7 protein-coding genes and 1 pseudogene are annotated in these 18,493 nt (G+C 69.8%); 2 read left to right on the top strand and 6 right to left on the bottom strand.

What is annotated here, in order from left to right:
• Position 1: 1 nt before the first annotated feature.
• Positions 2–12,316, bottom strand: a complete 12,315-nt coding sequence (locus tag ABIA71_RS09285; protein WP_354284970.1) for an Ig-like domain-containing protein — start codon at positions 12,314–12,316, stop codon at positions 2–4.
• 79 nt (positions 12,317–12,395) lie between these two features.
• Positions 12,396–14,534 carry a hypothetical protein gene (locus ABIA71_RS09290; RefSeq protein ID WP_354284972.1) on the bottom strand — a complete coding sequence of 713 codons (2,139 nt, stop codon included), beginning with the start codon at positions 14,532–14,534 and terminating at the stop codon, positions 12,396–12,398.
• A 342-nt stretch (positions 14,535–14,876) separates the two neighbouring features.
• Between ABIA71_RS09290 and ABIA71_RS09295 the strand changes: the two are divergent.
• Both ABIA71_RS09295 and ABIA71_RS09300 read left to right on the top strand, forming a co-directional pair.
• Positions 14,877–15,062 (top strand): annotated as a pseudogene (locus ABIA71_RS09295) (helix-turn-helix domain-containing protein); the annotation flags it as partial.
• A gap of 30 nt (positions 15,063–15,092) precedes the next feature.
• A complete protein-coding gene (locus ABIA71_RS09300) occupies positions 15,093–15,233 on the top strand; it encodes a hypothetical protein (protein WP_236546334.1) in 141 nt (46 codons plus the stop codon).
• Positions 15,234–15,264: 31 nt separating this feature from the next.
• Here ABIA71_RS09300 and ung read toward each other — a convergent pair whose 3' ends face one another.
• The 4 genes from ung to ftsE are packed head-to-tail and all read right to left on the bottom strand — an operon-like array spanning position 15,265 to position 18,452.
• Complete coding sequence (gene ung, locus ABIA71_RS09305) at positions 15,265–15,972, bottom strand: uracil-DNA glycosylase (protein WP_354284974.1); 708 nt, start codon at positions 15,970–15,972, stop codon at positions 15,265–15,267.
• Positions 15,969–16,811, bottom strand: a complete 843-nt coding sequence (locus ABIA71_RS09310) for a response regulator (RefSeq protein ID WP_128097100.1) — start codon at positions 16,809–16,811, stop codon at positions 15,969–15,971. Before ABIA71_RS09310 ends, ung begins: the two co-directional genes overlap by 4 nt.
• A 7-nt stretch (positions 16,812–16,818) precedes the next feature.
• Entirely contained in the window at positions 16,819–17,769 is a 951-nt protein-coding gene (ftsX, locus tag ABIA71_RS09315; protein WP_354284977.1) for a permease-like cell division protein FtsX, read from the bottom strand.
• A complete protein-coding gene (ftsE, locus tag ABIA71_RS09320; RefSeq protein WP_038685832.1) occupies positions 17,766–18,452 on the bottom strand; it encodes a cell division ATP-binding protein FtsE in 687 nt (228 codons plus the stop codon). The genes ftsX and ftsE overlap by 4 nt, the downstream gene beginning before the upstream one ends.
• Between the last annotated feature and the right edge of the window lie 41 nt (positions 18,453–18,493).

Genomic DNA, 18,493 nt, shown 5'->3' on the forward strand with positions numbered 1-18,493 from the left:
GTCAACGCCCCTCCCGGTTGGTGCGGTCCGCGCCGGGAGGAGGCTCGGGTGGATCGTCCAGCCGCAGCCGGTGCAGCGTGCTGCCGTCGCCGCCCACGACCTCGATGTAGCTGGCGGCTGCAATCGCCGCCGGCACGCGCGTGGCCAGCGCCGTCTGTACCGCCTGTGCACGCTGCCGGGCCAGCGCCTCCTGGCCCGGGGCCGCGGTGAGCAGCACACGGCCGCCGCCGCGCGTCACCAGCGCCTGTGCCGCCTTGTCCAGCACGGCGTCGCGGCTGGCGTCCAGGCGTGCGCTGCCGGGCGCGAACAAGGCGTCGCCCAGGTCGATCCGGACCGGCCGGGGCGCCGTCGCGTCGCCGGGCGATGCGCTACTCAGCGCGCCATCGGGCATGCGCACGCCGAAGTCGAAGCGGGCCGGCAGCCCGGGCGTGATCCGCCGTACCAGCGGGTTGGGCGTGGTGAAGCGCGCCCCGCTCGGCAGCGTGGACGGATCCACCTTGAGGATGAAGTTGCGCCCGCGTGCCTGGCCGCCCGGGATTCCCACCAGGTGATAGCGGCCGTAGGCATCGGTCTCCATCAGCAGGCCTTCCACCGCTGCCACGCGCACGCCGGGGATGCCCCGCTCGCCCGGATCCTGCACGCCGTTGCCGTTGCGGTCGTCGAACACGCTGCCGATGATCAGGCTCTCGTCGAGCAGCGGATCGGTGGTGATGTCCACGTCGGCCGAGGCCACGTTGCCGATGCTGCGGTTCTCGCCATCGATGGCGGTGATGCGGTTGGTGTGCGCACCGGTGCCGGTGCCCGCCCCGACGCGCAGGTAGTACACCACCGTGGCGCGCTCGCCCACCGGGATGTCGATGCCGTCGATGCGCAGCGGCTGCACGCCGCTGGTGCGTGCATCGTTGTCGGCGTCCTGCACCGCGAAGCCACCGCGGACGAAGGTGAAGCCCGGCGGCAGCGTGTCCAGCAGGGTGGCGCCGTTGGCATCCACCTCGCCCACGTTGTCGATGGTCACCGTGTACCGCACCAGGTCGCCGATCTGCGCACTGCGCTTGGCGGCCACCTTGGTCAGGCGCAGCACGGCCTGCTGGCCGGCCACGGTGACGGCCACGTTGGCGTCGGCGCACAGCGCGGTGGGAATGGACACATCGCAGACCCGGTAGCGGAAGCTGTCGGTGCCGGCAAAGCCTGCGGTGGGCGTGTACCTGCACAGGCCATTGGCGCACTGCACGCTGCCGTGGGCCGGTGCGGTCACCACCTGCAGCGAGGCCGGGTCCAGCGGTGCGCTGCGGGCGCTGTCGTTGGCCAACACGTCGATCTGCACGGGCGCGGTGCTGTTCACCGTGATCGCGTCATCCACCACGGTGAGCACGTTCGGCTCCACGGTCACGGTGACCGTAGCGGTGGCGCACATGGCCGGGTCGGCCACGTCGCACACCTGGTAGTCGAAGGCCTGCACGCCGGCGAAATTGGTCAACGCGGCAAAGCGGATGCGCGCGCGCGGCAGCACGGTGGCCGTGCCATACGGCGGCGGCGCGGTGATGGTCACCGTCACCGTATCCGGATCGATCGGCGTGCCGTTGACGCGGTCGTTGCCCAGCACGTCGATTTCGATCACGCCGTCCTGCGGCACCTGCACCTGGTCATCCTCGGCATCCACGCCGGGCGCGGCGGCGATGACGGTCACGCTCACCGTGCCGGTGTCGCACACGGTGGGCTGGTTGAGCAGGCACAGGGTGTAGGTGGTGCTGTAGCTGCCCGGTGCCAGCCCGGCGGCCACGTCCACCCAGCCGTCCGCGCTGAAGGTCAGCGCATTGGTGGTCACCGGCGCGAAGCTCACCTGGGCCGGGTCCAGCGGCGCGGTGTTGAAGGTGTCGTTGGTAAACACATTCACCACGCGTGCCTGCCCGGCCGGCCCGATCGGACCGGCGCTGTCATCCACCGCCAGCAGCGCACCCACCGGCCCCTGCACCAGCACCGTGGCGATGGCGGTGGTGCAGTTGGTCGGCACGCCGTTCTCGCACAGCTGGTAGGCCAGCTGCACCTGGCCCGGCTGCACGCCGGCGGCCACCATGATCTGGCCCTGGTTGTTCATCGTGTAGCCCGGCGTGCTGCCGGTGAGGCTGGCCACCACGCTGCCCACCGGCGGCGGCGACACGTTGTTGAAGCTGTCGTTGTCCAGCACCGAGCGCGCGATGGTGCCGCCCACCGACGGGTCCACCGGCGTAGCGGTGAAATCGTCGTTGACCGACAGCACCACGTTGGCCGACCCGGACAGCGTGAGCGTGACGCTGGCCGTGCCGCACTGTGCGCTGTACGGCGCCGGCAGGCAGACCTGGTAGGTGAAGATCACCGGCCCGGTGGTGCCCGACGGCGGCGTGTAGCTGAAGCTGCCATCCGCGTTGAACACCAGGCCGGCCACCGCGCCGCTGGTGAGGGTGTAGAGCGCGCCCGGCGGCGTGTTGTCGTTGGACGACACGTTGCCAAGGGTCGGGCGCCCGGCCGGGGCGGTGACGCTGTCGTTCTGCGGGGCCGGGGTGATCACCAGGGTGACGCCGGCGGTGGTGCAGTTGGCCGGCGCGGCCGCTTCGCAGACCTGGTAGGTGATGAGCGTGGCGCCGGAGGCAACGCCGGTACCCACGCTGATCGTGCCATCGGGGTTGATGGTGATGCCGGCCGGCGCGCCCACCAGGCTCAGGATCACGTCGCCGGGCGGCGGCGGGCTGACCCCGTTGAGGCGGTCGTTGGCGAGCACGCTGGCCGACGAGGTGGCACCGGGCAGCACATCGGTGAGCACATCATCGCCGGCCACCAGCGTGCCGTTGTTGATGTTGATGGTGACCGTGGCGGTGCCGCAGCTGGCCGCATACGGCGCCGGCAGGCAGGCCTGGTAGGTGAAGCTGACCGGGCTGGGCGTGCCGCCCGGCGGGGTGTAGGTGAACGCACCGGTGCTGGCCAGGGTCAGGCCGGCCGGTGCTGCACCCAGCACGGTATAGACCGCCGCGGCCGGCATGTTGTCGTTGCCAGCCACGGTGTTGGCCAGCGTCTGCCCGACCGGTACCGAGTACGCATCGTTCTGCGGGGCCGGGCTGACCACCACGGTCACGCTGGCGGTGTCGCAGTTGGCGGGCGCGGCGGCTTCGCAGATCTGGTACGTGAGCGCAGTTGCACCGGAGGTGACGCCGGTGGACACGCTGATCCTGCCGTCAGTGCCGATGCTGAAGCCCGCCGGCGCACCGACCAGGCTCAGCAGCACGTCGCCCGCGGCCGGCGGCGACACCCCGTTGAGGCTGTCGTTGGCCAGCACGCTGGGCCCGGAGGTGCTGCCCGGGGCCACGCCGGTGAACGTGTCATCGCCGGCCACCAGCTGGCCGTTGTTGATGTTGATGGTGACGATGGCGCGTCCGCACAGGCTGGCATTCGGCGCCGGCAGGCAGACCTGGTAGGCCACGCTGACCGGGCCGACCACGCCGATCGCGGGGGTATAGGTGAAGCTGCCGTTGGCGTTGAACGTCATGCCGGCCGGCGCAGTGTCCTGCAGCGTGAACTGCGCACCGGGTGGCGTGTTGTCGTTGGCGGCCACGGTGTTGGACAGGGTCTGCCCGGCCTGCACGGCGTAGGCGTCGTCCTGCGGCGCCGGGGTGACCACCACGGTGACGCTGGCGGTATCGCAGTTGGACGGCGCAGCTGCTTCGCAGATCTGGTAGGTGATGGTGGTCGGCCCGGAGCCCACGCCGCTGCCCACGGTGATGGTGCCGTCGGGGTTGAGCGTGAAGCCACCCGGCGCACCCACCAGGCTCAACAGCACATCGCCCGCGGCCGGCGGCGACACGCCGTTGAGGCTGTCGTTGGCCAGCACGCTGGTACCGGTGGTGGCGCCGGGCAACACACCGACCAGCGTGTCATCGCCTGCGCTCAGGGTGCCGTTGTTGATGTTCAGCGCCACCGTGGCGGTGGCACACAGGCTGCCGTTCGGCGCCGGCAGGCAGGTCTGGTAGGTGAAGCCCACCGGCGACACCGCACCGGCCGGCGGCGCATAGGTGAAGCTGCCATCGGGGTTGAAGGTCAGGCCCGGCGGCGGCATGCCCTGCACGGCCCAGGTGGAGCCGGCCGGCATGCTGTCGTTGGTGGCCACGCTGTTGCTCAGCGTCTGCCCGGCCTGCACCGAGAACGCGTCGTTCTGCGGGGTCGGGCTGACAATGACGGTAACGCTGGCGGTGGCGCAGTTGCCCGGCGCGGCGGCTTCGCAGATCTGGTAGGTGAGCGTGGTCGGCCCGGCGCTGACGCCGGTGGCCACCGACACGGTGCCGGTGGGCGTGATCGCAAAGCCTGCCGGTGCACCCACCAACGTCAGCAGCACGTTGGCCGCGGCCGGCGGCGACACCCCGTTGAGGCTGTCGTTGGCCAGCACGCTGGCCGCCGAGGTGGTGCCCGGTGCGACGCCGCTGAGCGTGTCGTTGCCGGCCAGCAGCGTGCCGGTGGCAATGTTGAGGGTGACGCTGGCGGTGGCGCACAACGCGTTCGGTGCCGGCAGGCAGGCTTGGTAGGTGAAGGTCACCGGGCTCGGCGTGCCGGGCAGCGGGGCGTAGGTGAACGACCCGTCGGGGGTGAAGGTCAGCCCGGCCGGCGCGGTGCCCTGCACGGTGAAGGTCGACCCCGCCGGCAGGTTGTCGTTGGTCGCCACGCTGTTGCTCAACGTCTGCCCGGCCTGCACCGAGAAGGCATCGTTCAGCGGCGTGGGGCTGACGATGACGGTGATGCTGGCGGTATCGCAGTTGGTCGGCGCGGCGGCTTCGCAGATCTGGTAGGTGAGCGTGGTGGTGCCCGATGTCACGGTGCTGCCCACGCTCAGGGTGCCGTCGGCATTGAGGGTGTAACCGGCCGGCGCACCGACCAGGCTCAGTACAACGCTGGCCGGCAGCGGCGGGCTCACCGCATTGAGCGTGTCGTTGGCCAGCACGCTGACGCTGGTGGTGCCGCCTGCGGCGACGCCGCTGAGGGTGTCGTCCACCGCCACCAGGGTGCCGTTGCTGATGTTGAGGGTGACGGTAGCGGTGCTGCACAGCGCGGCGTTCGGCGCCGACAGGCATGCCTGGTAGGTGAAGACCACCGGGCTGGGGGTACCGATCGGCGGGGTGTAGGTGAAGGTGCCATCGGCGTTGAAGGTCAGCCCGGCCGGCGTGGCGCCCTGCAGCGCCCAGGTCGAGCCTGCCGGCAGGTTGTCGTTGGCGGCCACGTTGCCGTTGCTGATGGAGCCGCCGGCCTGCACCGCATACGCGTCGTTCTGCGCGGCCGGGCTGATCACCAGCGACACCGTGGCGGTATCGCAGTTGGACGGCGCGGCGGTTTCGCAGATCTGGTAGGTCAGTGTGGCCGGGCCGGAGGTGACGCCGGCGGGCACGGTGATGGTGCCATCGGCGGCGATGGCGTAGCCGGCCGGCGCACCGACCAGGCTCAGCTGCACGCTCGCCGCTGCCGGCGGGCTCATCGTGTTGAGCGCATCGTTGGCCAGCACGCTGGGCGTGGCGGTGCCGGGCACGATGCCGACGAAACTGTCATCGCCAGCCACCAGCGTGCCCAGGTTGACGTTCACCGTGGCCGTGGCGAGGCCGCACACGCCGCCGTTGGGTGCGGGCAGGCAGGTCTGGTAGGTGAAGGTGACCGCCCCGGTGGTGCCCACCGGCGGGGTGTAGGTGAAGCTGCCATTGGCGTTGAACTGCAGGCCGGTCGGCGGGGTGCCCTGCACCGCCCAGCTCGACCCGGCCGGCATGCCGTCGTTGGCAGCCACGCTGACGCCCGCAAGCGTGCCACCGGCCTGCACGGCGAATGCATCGTTCTGCGGTGCCGGGGTGATCACGAAGCGGATCACGGCGGCGGCGCAGTTGGTCGGCGACGCGGCCTCGCACAGCTGGTAGTTCAGCACGGTGGCACCGGCAGCAGCACCGGCTGGCACCTGCACGGTGCCGTCGTTGTTGATCACAAACCCGGGCGGCGCGCCCACCAGCAACAGCTGCACATCGGCAGAGGCCGGCGGGGTGACCCCATCGAGGGCGTCGTTGCTGAGCACGCTGGGCGTGGCCGAACCACCGGTGATCGGCGCCGCGAACGTATCGTCGTTGGCCTCCACCGCGTTCACCGCGATGTTCAAGGTGGCGGTCGCCGTGCCGCACACCGCGGCATCCGGCGCCGGCAGGCAGGCCTGGTAGCTGAAGGTGACCGGTCCGAGGGTGCCGGCCGGCGGCGTATAGGTGAAGCTGCCGTTGCTGTTGAAGACCAGCCCCTGCGGCGGCGCGGCCACGCTCCAGGTGGAGCCGGCCGGCATGTTGTCGTTGCCCGACACGTTCCCGGAGTTGGGCTGGCCAGACTGCACCGCGATCACGTCGTTGACCGGCACCGGGCGCACCACCAGCGCGATGTTGGCCGTGGCGCAGTTGTTGGCCGCCGCGGTTTCGCAGACCTGGTAGACCAGCACGATGGCGCCGGTGGGCGCGGTGGCTGCCACCGACAGCGTGCCGGTGGGGTTAAGGGTGAAACCGGCCGGTGCGCCCACCAGCGACAGCGACACCGTGGCCGCGGCCGGCGGGGTCACCCCGTTGAGCGCATCGTTGCCGAGCACGCTGGGCGTACTGGCACCCGGTGCGATCGCACCGAAGCTGTCATCGGCCGCCACCAGCAGGCCGTTGTTGATGTTCAACGTGGCCGTGGCGGTGCCGCACACGGCGCTGTTCGGCGCAGGCAAACAGGCCTGGTACGTGAAGCTGGCCGGGCTGGTGGTGCCCGCCGGCGGTGCATAGGTGAAGCTGCCATCGGCGTTGAAGGTGACCCCGGCCGGCGGCGTGCCCTGCAGCGCGTACACCGATCCGATCGGCATGTTGTCGTTGCCCGACACAGTGCCGCTCAGGGTCTGCCCGGCCTGCACGGCGAAGGCATCGTTGGCCGGTGCCGGAGCGACCACCAGGGCCACGCTGGCGGTGGCGCAGTTGGCCGACGCGGCGGCCTCGCAGATCTGGTAGGTGAGCGTGGTGGCACCGGATGCGGTGCCGGTGGCCACGCTGACGGTGCCGTCGGCGGCGATCGCAAAACCGGTAGGCGCGCCCACCAGCGACAGCACCACGTCGGTCGGCAACGGCGTGGCGGCGTTGAGGGTGTCGTTGGCCAGCACGGTGGGCGACGCCGTGCCCGGCGCGATGGGCGTGGCGAAGGTATCGGCCACCGCCACCAGCGTGCCGCTGTTGACGTTGAGCGTTGCGTTCGCGGTGGCGCACACGCCCGCATCGGGTGCCGGCAGGCAGACCGTGTAGGCGAAGGTGGACGCGCCGCTGAAGCCGACGGGCGGGGTGTAGACCAGGCTGCCATCGCTGGCCAGCACCAGGCCGTCGGGCGCAGTGCCCACCACCTGGAAGACCGCACCGGCCGGCGCGTTGTCGTTGGTGGCCACGCTGCTGGTAAGCACTTGCCCGGCTGCGGTGGACAGCGCATCGTCCAGCGCGGACGGCGCCACCACCAGGCGGATCGTCGCGGTATCGCAGTTGCCGGGCGCGGCGGCCTCGCACAGCTGGTAGGTGAGGTTCTTGACCCCGGCAGGGGTGCCGGCGGCCACGGTCACCGCGCCTTCGGCGGTAATGGCCAGGCCGGCCGGTGCGCCCACCAGCGACAGCAGCACGTTGGCCACCGCCGGCGGGGTGATGCCGTTGAGCGAATCATTGGCCAGCACCGAGGTGGTGCTGCCGCCGCTCACCGGGCTGATCGGGGTGCTGCTGAAATCATCGCCCGTGGCGGCCAAGCTGCCCACGGTGAGGGTGATGGCGGCGCTGGCAGTGGCGCACAGCGCCGCGTTCGGCGCCGGCAGGCAGACCTGGTAATCGAAGGTCACCGGCGAGGTCACGCCCACCGGCGGCACATAGGTGAAGCTGCCCGAGCCGGTGAAGCTCAACCCGGCCGGCACCGGGCCGACCACGCTGAACAGTGCGCCGGGCGGCACGTTGTCGTTGTCGCCCACGCTGCCGTTGAGGGGCTGCCCGGCGGCGGTGGAGAAGGCGTCGTTGCTGGCCGACGGCGTCACCACCAGGCGCAGGGTGGCACTGGCGCAGTTGCTGGGCAGCACCGCTTCGCAGACCTGGTAGGTGAGCACCACCGCGCCACTGGTGGCGGCAGCGGGCACCTGCAACAGGCCGTTGGCATCCAGCGCGTAACCGGCCGGCGCACCGATCAGGCTCAGCAGCACACTGGCGGCGGCCGGCGGGGTCACACCGTTGAGCGTGTCATTGACCAGCACGCTGCTGGCACTGGTGCCACCGGGGGCGAGCGGCGTGGCGCTGATGTCGTCGTCGCGTGCCACCAGGGTGCCGGCATTGACGTTGATGGTGGCGGTGGCGGTACTGCACTGCGCGCTGTCGGGCGCGGGCAGGCAGACCTCATAAGTAAAGGTGACCGGGCCGGTGAAGTTGGCCGGCGGGGTGTACTGAAGGCTGCCATCGGCACCGAACTGCAGGCCCGCCGGCACCGCGCCGGGCACGCGGAACACCGCACCGGCCGGTGCGTTGTCATTGGTGCCCACATTGCCGGCCAACAGCTGCCCGGCCGGGGTGGAGAACACATCGGCCGCCGCCAACGGCACAACCAGCAGGCGGATCTGGGCGGTATCGCAGTTGCCCGGCAGCGCCGCTTCGCACAGCTGGTAGGTCAGCGTGACCGCACCGGCCGGCACGCCGCTGGCAACGGCGAGCACGCCATCGCTGCCCAGCGTATAGCCCGAAGGCGCCCCCACCAGGGTGAGCAGCACATCGGCCGACGCCGGCGGCACGGTGCCATTGAGGCTGTCGTTGCCCAGCACCGACGCCGTGCTGCCGCCCACGGCAGGATTGATCGGCGTGGCACGTAGGTCATCTTCGTTGGCCACCAGCGTGCCGGCATTGACGTTGACCGTGACCGACGCGCCGGCGCACACGGTGGTGTCCGGTGCGGGCAGGCAGGCCTGATAGGCGAAGGTGACCGCGCCCTGGGTACCCACCGGCGGCGTGTAGGTGAAGGTGCCATTCGGGTTGAACACCAGCCCGGCCGGCGCGGTGCCGCTCAGGCTGAAGCTGGCGTTGGCCGGTACGTTGTCGTTGCCGGCCACGTTGCCGGTCACCGGCACGCCCACCTGCGTGCTCACCGTGTCATTGACCGCCACCGGCGCCAGCAGCAACTGCACCGCAGCGGTGGCGCAGTTGCTGGGCAGGGCCGCTTCGCACAGCTGGTAGGAGAAGGTGACTGCACCGGCGGCCGCGCCACCGGGGACGGACACCGTGCCGTTGCTGTTGATCACATAGCCGGCCGGTGCGCCCACCAGGCTCAGGATCACATCGGCCGGGGCCGGCGGAACCGCGCCGTTGATGGTGTCGTTGCCGAGCACGCTGTTGGTGGTGCCGCCGCTGGTCGGGTTGATGATCGCGCCGCGGAAGTCATCGTCATTGGCCACCAGCGTGCCGGCGTTGACGTTGAGGGTGACCGTGGCGGTATCGCAGACGCCAGCGAACGGCGCGGCCAGGCACGCCTGGTAGGTGAACGTGGTGGTGCCGGTGTACTGCGGCAGCGGGGTGTAGGTGAAGCTGCCATCGGGGTTGAACAGCAACCCGGCCGGCGTGGCACCGGTCACGGCATAGGTGGTGCCCGCAGCGACACTGTCATTTACCGCCACGTTGCCGCTGACCGCGCGCGCCACCTGGGTGGTGAACGCATCGGCCACCGCGTCGGGCGCGATCACGACCGCGATGCTCGCGGTGGCGCAGTTGCCGGTGCCGGCCTGGCACAGCTGGTAGGTCAGGCTGATCGGCCCGGCCGGCGCGCCGGCCGGCACCTGCAGCTGGCCGTTGGCGGTCAGTGTGTAACCGGCGGGCGGTGCATTGATCAGCGACAGCGTGGCCTGTGCAGGCAGGATGGCGGCACCGTTGAGGGTGTCGTTGACCAGCACGCTGGCGGTGAGTCCACCGGCACTGGTCAGCGGCGCGGCGGTGAAGTCGTCGTTGCCAGCCACGATGACGGCGGCACCCACGTTGACGGTCACGGTGGCGGCATCGCACACGCCCGCATTCGGCGCCGGCAGGCACACCTGGTAGCGGAAGCTGTCCGGACCGATGTAGGCCGGCTGCGCGGTGTAGTTGAAGGTGCCATCGGCGTTGACCGTCACCGTGCCATGCGCGGCCACGGCCAACAGGCTGAACTGTGCGCCCACGCCCACGTTGTCGTTGCCCGCCACCGAGCCGGTCAGTGCGATGCCCGCCGTGGCCACGAACGTGTCGTCCACCGCATCGGGGGCGACCACCAGCTGCACGCTGGCAGTGGCGCAGTTGGTGGGCGTGGCGATCTCGCAGATCTGGTAATCGAAGCTCACCGCGCCTGCCGCCGCACCGGCCGGCACCTGCACCTGCCCGTTGGCGTTGACGGTGTAGTTGGCCGGCGCACCGCTCAGGGTGAGCAGCACCGAGGCCGGGAGCACCGCCACCCCATTGAGGGTGTCGTTGCCCAGCACGCTCACCGCGGTGGTGGCGCCCGGCAACAGCGGCGTGGTGAACACATCGTTGACGGCGGCGATCTGGTTGGCCTGCACGTTCACGCTGACCGTGGCGATGTCGCACACGCTGCCGTTCGGGTCCGGCAGGCACACCTGGTAGGTGAACGAATCCGGCCCGGTGTTGGCGTTGGACGGGGTGTAGCTGAAGGTGCCGTCGGCGTTGACCACGGCCGTGCCACGGGCGGGTGCGGTGGCCAGGGTGTAGGTGGAACCGCTGGCGATGTTGTCGTTGCCGGCCAGGCTGCCGGTGGCCGGCTGACCGCCGCCGGGCGTGGTCACCGTGTCGTTCACCGCATCCGGGCTCACCACCAGGGTAGCCGTGGCCGTGGCGCAGTTGGCGGGCAAGGCGGTTTCGCAGAAGCGATAGGTCAGCGCCAGCGGACCGGCCGCGGCGGTGGCCGGCACCTGCACGGTGCCGTTGGCATTGATGGCAAAGCCCGTCGGCGCGCCCACCAGGCTCAGCGCCACCTGGCCCAGCGGCACGGCACCGCCATTGAACGTGTCGTTGGTGAGCACGGTCGGGGTGAGCCCGCCGGTGCCGGCCGGGATCGGCGTGGCGAAGGTGTCATCGACCGCCACCAGTGCGTTGGCATTGACCACGATGGCCGCCGTGGCGGTGGCACACACGCTGCCGTTCGGCGCGGGCAGGCAGACCTGGTACTGGAACGACGTGGGCGCGGCGATGCCACCGGCAGGCGCGTAGGTGAAGGTGCCGTCGCTGTTGACGGTGAGCCCGGCCGGCGGCGTGCCGATGGCGCTGAACACCGCACCGGCCGGTGCGTTGTCGTTGCTGCCCACGTTGCCGGCGAACGAGGGCGCGCCGCCGGTGGCGTTGAAGCTGTCGTTCACGGCGGTCGGGCCGATCACAACGCTGGCCGTGGCGGTGGCGCAGTTGGTCGGCGATGCGTTCTCGCAGATCTGGTAGGTCAGGCTGGTGGCACCGGCGGTGGCGCCGGCCGGCACCGTGATCACGCCGGCACTGTTGATGGTGAATCCCGCCGGCGCGTTCTGCAGCGCGATGATCAGGGAGGTGCCGACCACCGGCGCGCCGTTGAGCGTGTCATTGCCCAGCACCGTGGGCGTCGTGCCACCGGTGGCTGAGGAAATCGCCGTGGCGAACACATCGTTGTTGGCCACCAGCGCGTTGGCCTGCACCGGCACGGCCGGGGTGGTGGCGCTGTTGTCGCCCGGGGTCGGGTCGGTGGTACCGGTGGGCAGCACCAGCGTGACGCTGTTGGCCGGCACCGTGGCCGGGGTGGCGCTGGGCGCGGCGCCGTTGACCAGCAGCACCACGCTGTCGCCCACGCCCACGTTGACCTGCACGTTGACGGCGTTGCCGGTGCCGCTGGACTGCGCGCACGACGATGCCGCGGTGGTGGGCTGGCAACTCCAGGCCACGTTGGTGAGCAGCGCCGACACGGTGTCGACCACGCCCACGCCCTGCGCCGCCGAAGGGCCGGCATTGCTCACCTGGATGCGGTACTGCACCGCGCCGCCGGCGGCCACCGGGCTGGCACTCAGCAACGTCTTGGTCACGCTCAGCTGCGCCTGCAGGGCCAGCGCGTTGGTATCGGTGGCAGTGTTGTTGCCCGGGGTCGGGTCGCCCACGTCGGCCGGCGCGGTCACCGTGGCGGTGTTGTTGAGCGGGTTCGGGTAGCTCTGCGCAAGCAGCGTGGGAGACAGCAGCAACGCCAACAGCCCCACCGCGTGCGCGATGCCCGCCGATGCCCTGCGTGCCCTGCCCTGCCTGCGGGTTGCTGCCATGCGCTCATCCTCGAAGCGGTGATCGTGTCCATCCCCGGCGCGGGGTCATCCCCACGCCCACTGCGCTACGGCCCGGGTGCTAGTACGCGCCCGGGTTGCTGCTGAAGCTGACCGGCACGCTGATCGTTGCCTGGCCCCCATTGATCAGGTTCACCCCCACGCTGACCGCGTTGCCGCCCACCGCACCGCCACTGGCCGCCGCACACGTGCTGCCGCTGGTGGCACTGCAGGTCCAGGCGCCACGCAGGGTGATGCCATTGGGCAGGCTGTCGGCCACGACCGCGTTGGTGACCGGGTCCGGCCCGTCGTTGCGCACCAGCAGCGTGTAGGTCGCGGTACCGCCGGGTGTGTAGGTGCCGCTGCCGTCGCTCTTGGTGATCGACAGTTCGGCCTGGCGCGTGCGGTTGGTGATGCGACACACCAGGGTCACGGCAGTGGCGGTCATCGCCGGTGCCTGCAGGGTGAAGCTGCCACCGCTGCCGGACGACACCACGGTGTTGTTCTGGTCGGTGCATTGCCAGCTGCTGGCGTAGCGCGCCAGCGTGGTGCCGGCGGCGGCCGCTTCGGCCAACGCATAGCTGCCGCCGGGCACGGTGGTCACCGCCGCGGTGGCGCCGTTGTTGCCCACGTTGCTGGCCGAACCCACCGTGCTGCCGTTGTAGGTAATGGACAGGTTGAAGCGGCCGGTGTCGCTGGTGGGCTGCAGGTCCTTGACCAGCTGCAGCGTCGCCGCGCAGGCCTGGGTGATGCCCTCCACGGTGAACACCGCCTGGCCAATGCGGATGCCCAGCAGCGCCAGCAGGTTGTCGACCAGGCCCCCGAGCACGGCAGTGAGCACGGGGGTGACCAGTACGTTGACGGCGGAGCGGATGGGCGTCAGCAGCGTGTTGACGATGCCGTTGACCAGGTCGGCCACCGGTAGCGGCAGCGCGATGCCGCCGAGCAGGGTCACAGTGGGGTTGCCACTGGTGACCTGGATGTTCAGTGAGTTGACCAGCGTGGACACCATCGTGGCCGCGCTCACCGTGCCGGCGGTCAGGGTGCGGGTCTGTGGGTAGGGGCCGGTGAAGCTGGCACTCTGCAGCCCGGGCGTGGCGGTGGCGAAGCTGCGCACGCTGACCGTGAGCGGGACGGTGATGTCGGCGATCGGGGTGAGCAGGCCCAGCACGTTGGCCGCCACCCGCACCTTCACACTGAGCGAGGTCAGCGTGGCAGCGGTCAGTGCCGTCTCGGTCAGCACGGTGCTGCGGTTGAAGAAGGTGGCGTCGCTGATCTGGCCGACATACAGGTTCACCAGGCCCGGCCGCGCCTGCAGGGTGACTGCGTTGCCCACCAGGTTCACCGCCGAGATCGAGCCTTCGGCGCGCGCCACGTCGGCATACAGCTGCAGGTGCAGTACGTCGGCGCTGATGCTGGTGTTGGACAGCGACACCCCCAGCAGGTTGAGGCCATTGAGCGCGGCGCTGAGCGTGCCGGTGTTGAGCCCCTGCACCAGATCCAGGTCGAGCTTGATGCGGATGGCTGCACTGTGGAACGCCGCCCCCACCGTGCCGCAGGTGTAGACCGGCGGTTCGATCACCTGCAGCCACAGGCGCACGTTGGTGACACCGTTGAGACCCAGCGCCGCGGTGTTGACCGTGATCGGCGTGGGCGTGGTGAGCACGTTGCGGAAGTTGTAGAGCTGCACGCCGCCGGTGAGCAGGTCCAGCACGTTCAGGCGCACGGTCGCCAGCGACCCGGTGGGCAGTGCGATCTGCAGCAGGTCGGCCAGGCGGATGTTGCCGGTGGTGCCGGCCACGCCCAGCGGCAGTGCGTTGAGCACGTTGGCCGCCGCAGTCTGGCCGTCGGCCTGCAGCACCTGCACCATCGCCGCGCGCAGCTGGCCCAGGGTGATGTTGGCGTTGAGCACCTGGCTGGGATCACTCACCACCACCCCGCCATTGAGCTGGGTCAGCAGTGCGTTGAGATTGATGTTGGCGCCAGCCAGGTTGTTCCAGTCGGCCACGCTCAGGTTGAGGCTGGTGCCTGGCAACAGCGCGCCGAACAGCAGGTTGAGTACCGGGCTCTGGGTGGAATCGATCGAAGCCAGACGCGGACCGGCGCTGACGCAGGCACCGGCGGTACAGGCCGATTGCGCCCGGGCCTGGCCCAGGCATGAAAGCACCGCCAGTAGTGCAAGGAGCAGCCATGACTGCCAACGCACTGACGGAACGTTCACGCCTTTCACATTAACCATACATGCGTCTCCGCCGATTTTTGGCAGAGTTCGACCGTGACGGCGGAGTTACTCCGTCGTCGTTCTGATCGTGCCCTGCCGGTGCCGTTTCCCGCTTGGGAATGCGTTTATGTCCGGTTCGGGCCGATTAATGCGGGGCAACCAAAATTCCGTCAAACAAGACGGCGTGAAATAGGGGGACAGTGGCGCTTGCTGGCGGGCCGGCGTCGGACGAATACCCCTGATGCAGCAGTCGACGACAGCAATTCTGTACACGCGGGAAAAGAATCACTTCCAGGGAAGCACGGCTTACCGAACAGGGAAAGGGGGCATTAAATGCAGGTCATGTGCGACAGAATCCGGCGAGCCCGACTAACGGCTGGCCTGTCACAGGCGCAGTTGGCGTTGGCGGCCGGCGTGCGACGCAGCGCCGTGGCGCAGTGGGAACGGGAAGGCGGAACATTCCCGAGCGTGCAACACCTTGCCTGCATCGCAATTGTGACGCAAGTCCATTTTGAATGGCTGGCGACGGGGCGCGGTCCCGGGCGTCCGGAGGACGGCGTGGACCTGCCCTTGCCGGACGCGTTGCCGGTGGAAGCGGCACGTACCGCCCAGGAAACCGAGATTCTCTCGTTGCTGCGGCGCATGCCCGCGCGCAAACGCCAGGTGGCGCGCGCGATCATGGAAATGTTGACCGAGTAACGGGCGGCGGCCGGTCAGTGGCCGCGCCGGATTACAGTGCCGCGCGCGGCGGTAGCGACCAGTCGATGGGGGCCTGGCCGCGGCGCTGCAGATAGTCATTGGCCATCGAAAAATGATGGCAACCGAGGAAACCGCGGTGCGCCGACAACGGCGACGGATGCGGCGCCTTCAATACCCGGTGGCGGGCGGTGTCGATCACCTTGCCCTTCTGTTGCGCGTAGCTGCCCCACAGCATGAACACCAGCCCGTCGCGTTCGCGGTTGAGGGTGTCCACGACATGGTCGGTGAACCCTTCCCAGCCGCGCTTCTGGTGCGCACCGGCCTGGCCGGCCTCCACGGTCAGCACCGCATTGAGCAGCAGCACGCCCTGGCGCGCCCACGGCAGCAGGCAGCCGTGGTCCGGGCGCGGGATCCCCAGGTCGGCTTCGATTTCCTTGTAGATGTTGAGCAGCGACGGCGGCACCGGTACGCCGGGCATCACCGAGAAACTCAGGCCATGGGCCTGGCCGGGACCGTGATACGGGTCCTGCCCCAGGATCACCACCTTGACCTGATCGAACGGGGTGGCATCGAAGGCGGCGAAGATCTGCGGGCCAGGCGGGAGCACCTGCGCGCCGGCCGCCTTGCGCTGGCGCAGGAAACTGGACAGGTCACGCATGTCCGGACGCAGCAGCCATTCGCCAATACGCGCCTTCCAGCTCGGTTCAAGCTGGATGCTGGGGGTTGCCTCGTCGTTCATCGCACCACGGGTTTTTCATTGAGCCGCGACAGGCGCAGCTGGAACAGGACCTTGGTCACCAGCAGGCGCTCTTCGATCGGCTTCTGCACCAGGTCGTTGGCGCCGGCCTGCAGCAGGCCGGACTGATTGAGCGGGTTGCCGTCGCCGGTCATCACCAGCACCGGCAGGCGGCGCTTGCCATAGCCGAAATCCACGCGCACGCGCTCGACCACGTCCAGCCCGCTCAGCTCGCCCTTGAGGGTGACGTCGGTGAGCACCAGGTCGATGCGGTGGCTGCTGCGGCCCAGCGATTCGGCGGTGAGCAGCGCGAAGGCTTCTTCGGCGGTCATCACGTGCAGCACGCGCAGGCTTTGGCGTTCGAGCATGCGCTTGGTCGCCTCGGCCACCACGCGGCTGTCTTCGACATACAGGATGGTGGCGCCGGGAATGGTTTCCGGCTGCACATAGCCACGAATGAACGTGGCCAGCGCCTCATGGCCCAGCGCCTTGTCGAAATAATCGGTGACGTAGTCGGTGAAGCGGCGCTGTTCCAGGTGCTGCTGCGCGTCGCCGGACACCACGATCACCGGCACGTAGGCCTGCCCGGCGGTTTCGCGGACCAGCCGCGCCAGCGCCAGGCCGTCGCCATCGCTGAGCGTGAGCGAGGTGGTGACCAGGTTCACCGGCCCGGCTTCAAGCGCGTTGCGCGCCTCTTCGATGCTCGCGCAGCCCACCACCTCCACCGCCGGCAGTTCGCGTTGCAGCACATCGGCAATCAACTTGCGGACCAGCTTGGAGCCGTCGACCACCATCACGCGCGGTGCATCGTCGACCAGGTGCTTCAGGGCTTGCGGGCGCATGCGGGCCTCAGGTTTCGGTCGGTCGGGTCTGGCGCAGGAAATGCCCCGTCACCAGCCACGCGCCCAGCCAGCCCAGCACCACGGTGCCGACCAGCACGAACGATGAATGCAGCAGGTCCAACCCGTGCAACACGAACGGGCTGGCATAACTTTCAGACAGCGCGGCCAGCGGCAGGCGCAAGGCCAGCCCGGCCACGCCGATCAGCGCCAGCGCCACCGCGCCGGCGCCCAGCCCGTACCACGCGCCCAGGTACAGGAACGGGCGGCGGATGAAACCGTCGCTGGCGCCCAGCAACTGCAGCACGCCGATTTCCTCGCGGCGCGCCTGGATGTCCAGCCGCACGGTATTGCCCACCACCAGGGCCGCGCCCAGGCCCAGCAGCACCGACAGCACCTGCACCAGCCGCGCACCGAAGCCCAGCCAGGCGTCCAGGCGCTTGCGCCACAGCGCATCGTGCTGCACCAGGTCCGCCTGCGGCAGGCCTTCCAGCGACTGCGCCAGGCGCGCGTCATCGGCGCCCGCCTTCGGGGTAACGATCAACAGCGTGGGCAGCGGGTTGTCGTGCAGCGCATCGATCGCCTCGCCCAGCCCCGCCCCCTCGCGCAGTTCCTGCAGGCCTTGATCCGGCGTCTGCAGGGTGACGTTGGCCACGTCGGCCCGGCCGCGCAGCGAATCGGCGACCTGCCCGGCGGCGGCCGCGTCGATGTCGGTCTTCAGGAACAGGTTGATGTCGCGCGACTGCTGCACGCTGCCGGCGAAATGGGTGAGGTTGTCCAGCGCGATGGACAGGCCCAACGGCAGGGCCAGGGCCAGCGCCATCACCATGATGGTCAGCAGCGTGGCCCATGGCTTGCGCCAGGCACGGCCCAGGCTGAACACCACGCTGTGGCCGTGGTGATGCAGCCACACGCCCAGGCGCGACGGTGCCGCGGCTTCCTTGTTGGTGGGTGCGTTCATTCGGCCAGGTCCTGCGGCGAGATGTCGTCGATCAGCTTGCCGTGGTCCAGGATCAGCACGCGCTTGCGCATGTGCCGGAGCAGGGCCAGGTCGTGGCTGACCACCAGCACGCTGGTACCGCGCTCGGGAAGCTCGGCGAACAGCGCCATGATTTCTGCCGCCAGGGTGGGGTCGAGGTTGCCGGTGGGTTCGTCGGCGACCAGCAGCCGGGGTTCGCTGACGATCGCGCGGGCGATGCCCACGCGCTGCTGCTCACCCGCCGACAGCTGCGACGGCAGCGCTTTTTCGCGGTGACCCAGGCCCATCCGCTCCAGCACCGAGCGCACGCGCTTGCCGATATCGGCGCGGCGGGTGCCCCGCAGGATCAGCGGCAGGGCAACGTTCTCGGCGATGCTGCGGTCCATCAGCAGGCGGTGGTCCTGGTAGACCGCGCCCACCTCGCGACGATGCCGGGGAATGTTGCCGCCCCGTACCTTGAGCAGGTTGCGCTCATTGAAGATCACCGCGCCGCGGCTGGGCCGCTCGTCCAGGTGGATCAATTTGAGCAGGGTGCTCTTGCCCGCACCGGAGTGACCGGTGACGAACAGCATTTCCCCAGGGGCGACATCGAAGCTGACGTCCACCAGTGCCTGGTGGCCGCCGGCATATTGTTTGCTGACATTGTCAAAACGCAGGACGCTCATCCCCTGATTATGCAGGACGAGGATGGCGGCGTGCAGGTAGG

It is taken from the genome of Stenotrophomonas sp. 2619, assembly GCF_040548725.1.
GTDB classification, from domain to species: Bacteria; Pseudomonadota; Gammaproteobacteria; order Xanthomonadales; family Xanthomonadaceae; genus Stenotrophomonas; species Stenotrophomonas maltophilia_AP.

Bases quoted from the DNA above. Each gene is read 5' to 3' on its own strand.
- ABIA71_RS09285 (WP_354284970.1), bottom strand. From the start codon at position 12,316: ATGGCAGCAACCCGCAGGCAGGGCAGGGCACGCAGGGCATCGGCGGGC.
- ung (WP_354284974.1), bottom strand. From the start codon at position 15,972: ATGAACGACGAGGCAACCCCCAGCATCCAGCTTGAACCGAGCTGGAAG.
- ABIA71_RS09310 (WP_128097100.1), bottom strand. From the start codon at position 16,811: ATGCGCCCGCAAGCCCTGAAGCACCTGGTCGACGATGCACCGCGCGTG.
- ftsX (WP_354284977.1), bottom strand. From the start codon at position 17,769: ATGAACGCACCCACCAACAAGGAAGCCGCGGCACCGTCGCGCCTGGGC.
- ftsE (WP_038685832.1), bottom strand. From the start codon at position 18,452: ATGAGCGTCCTGCGTTTTGACAATGTCAGCAAACAATATGCCGGCGGC.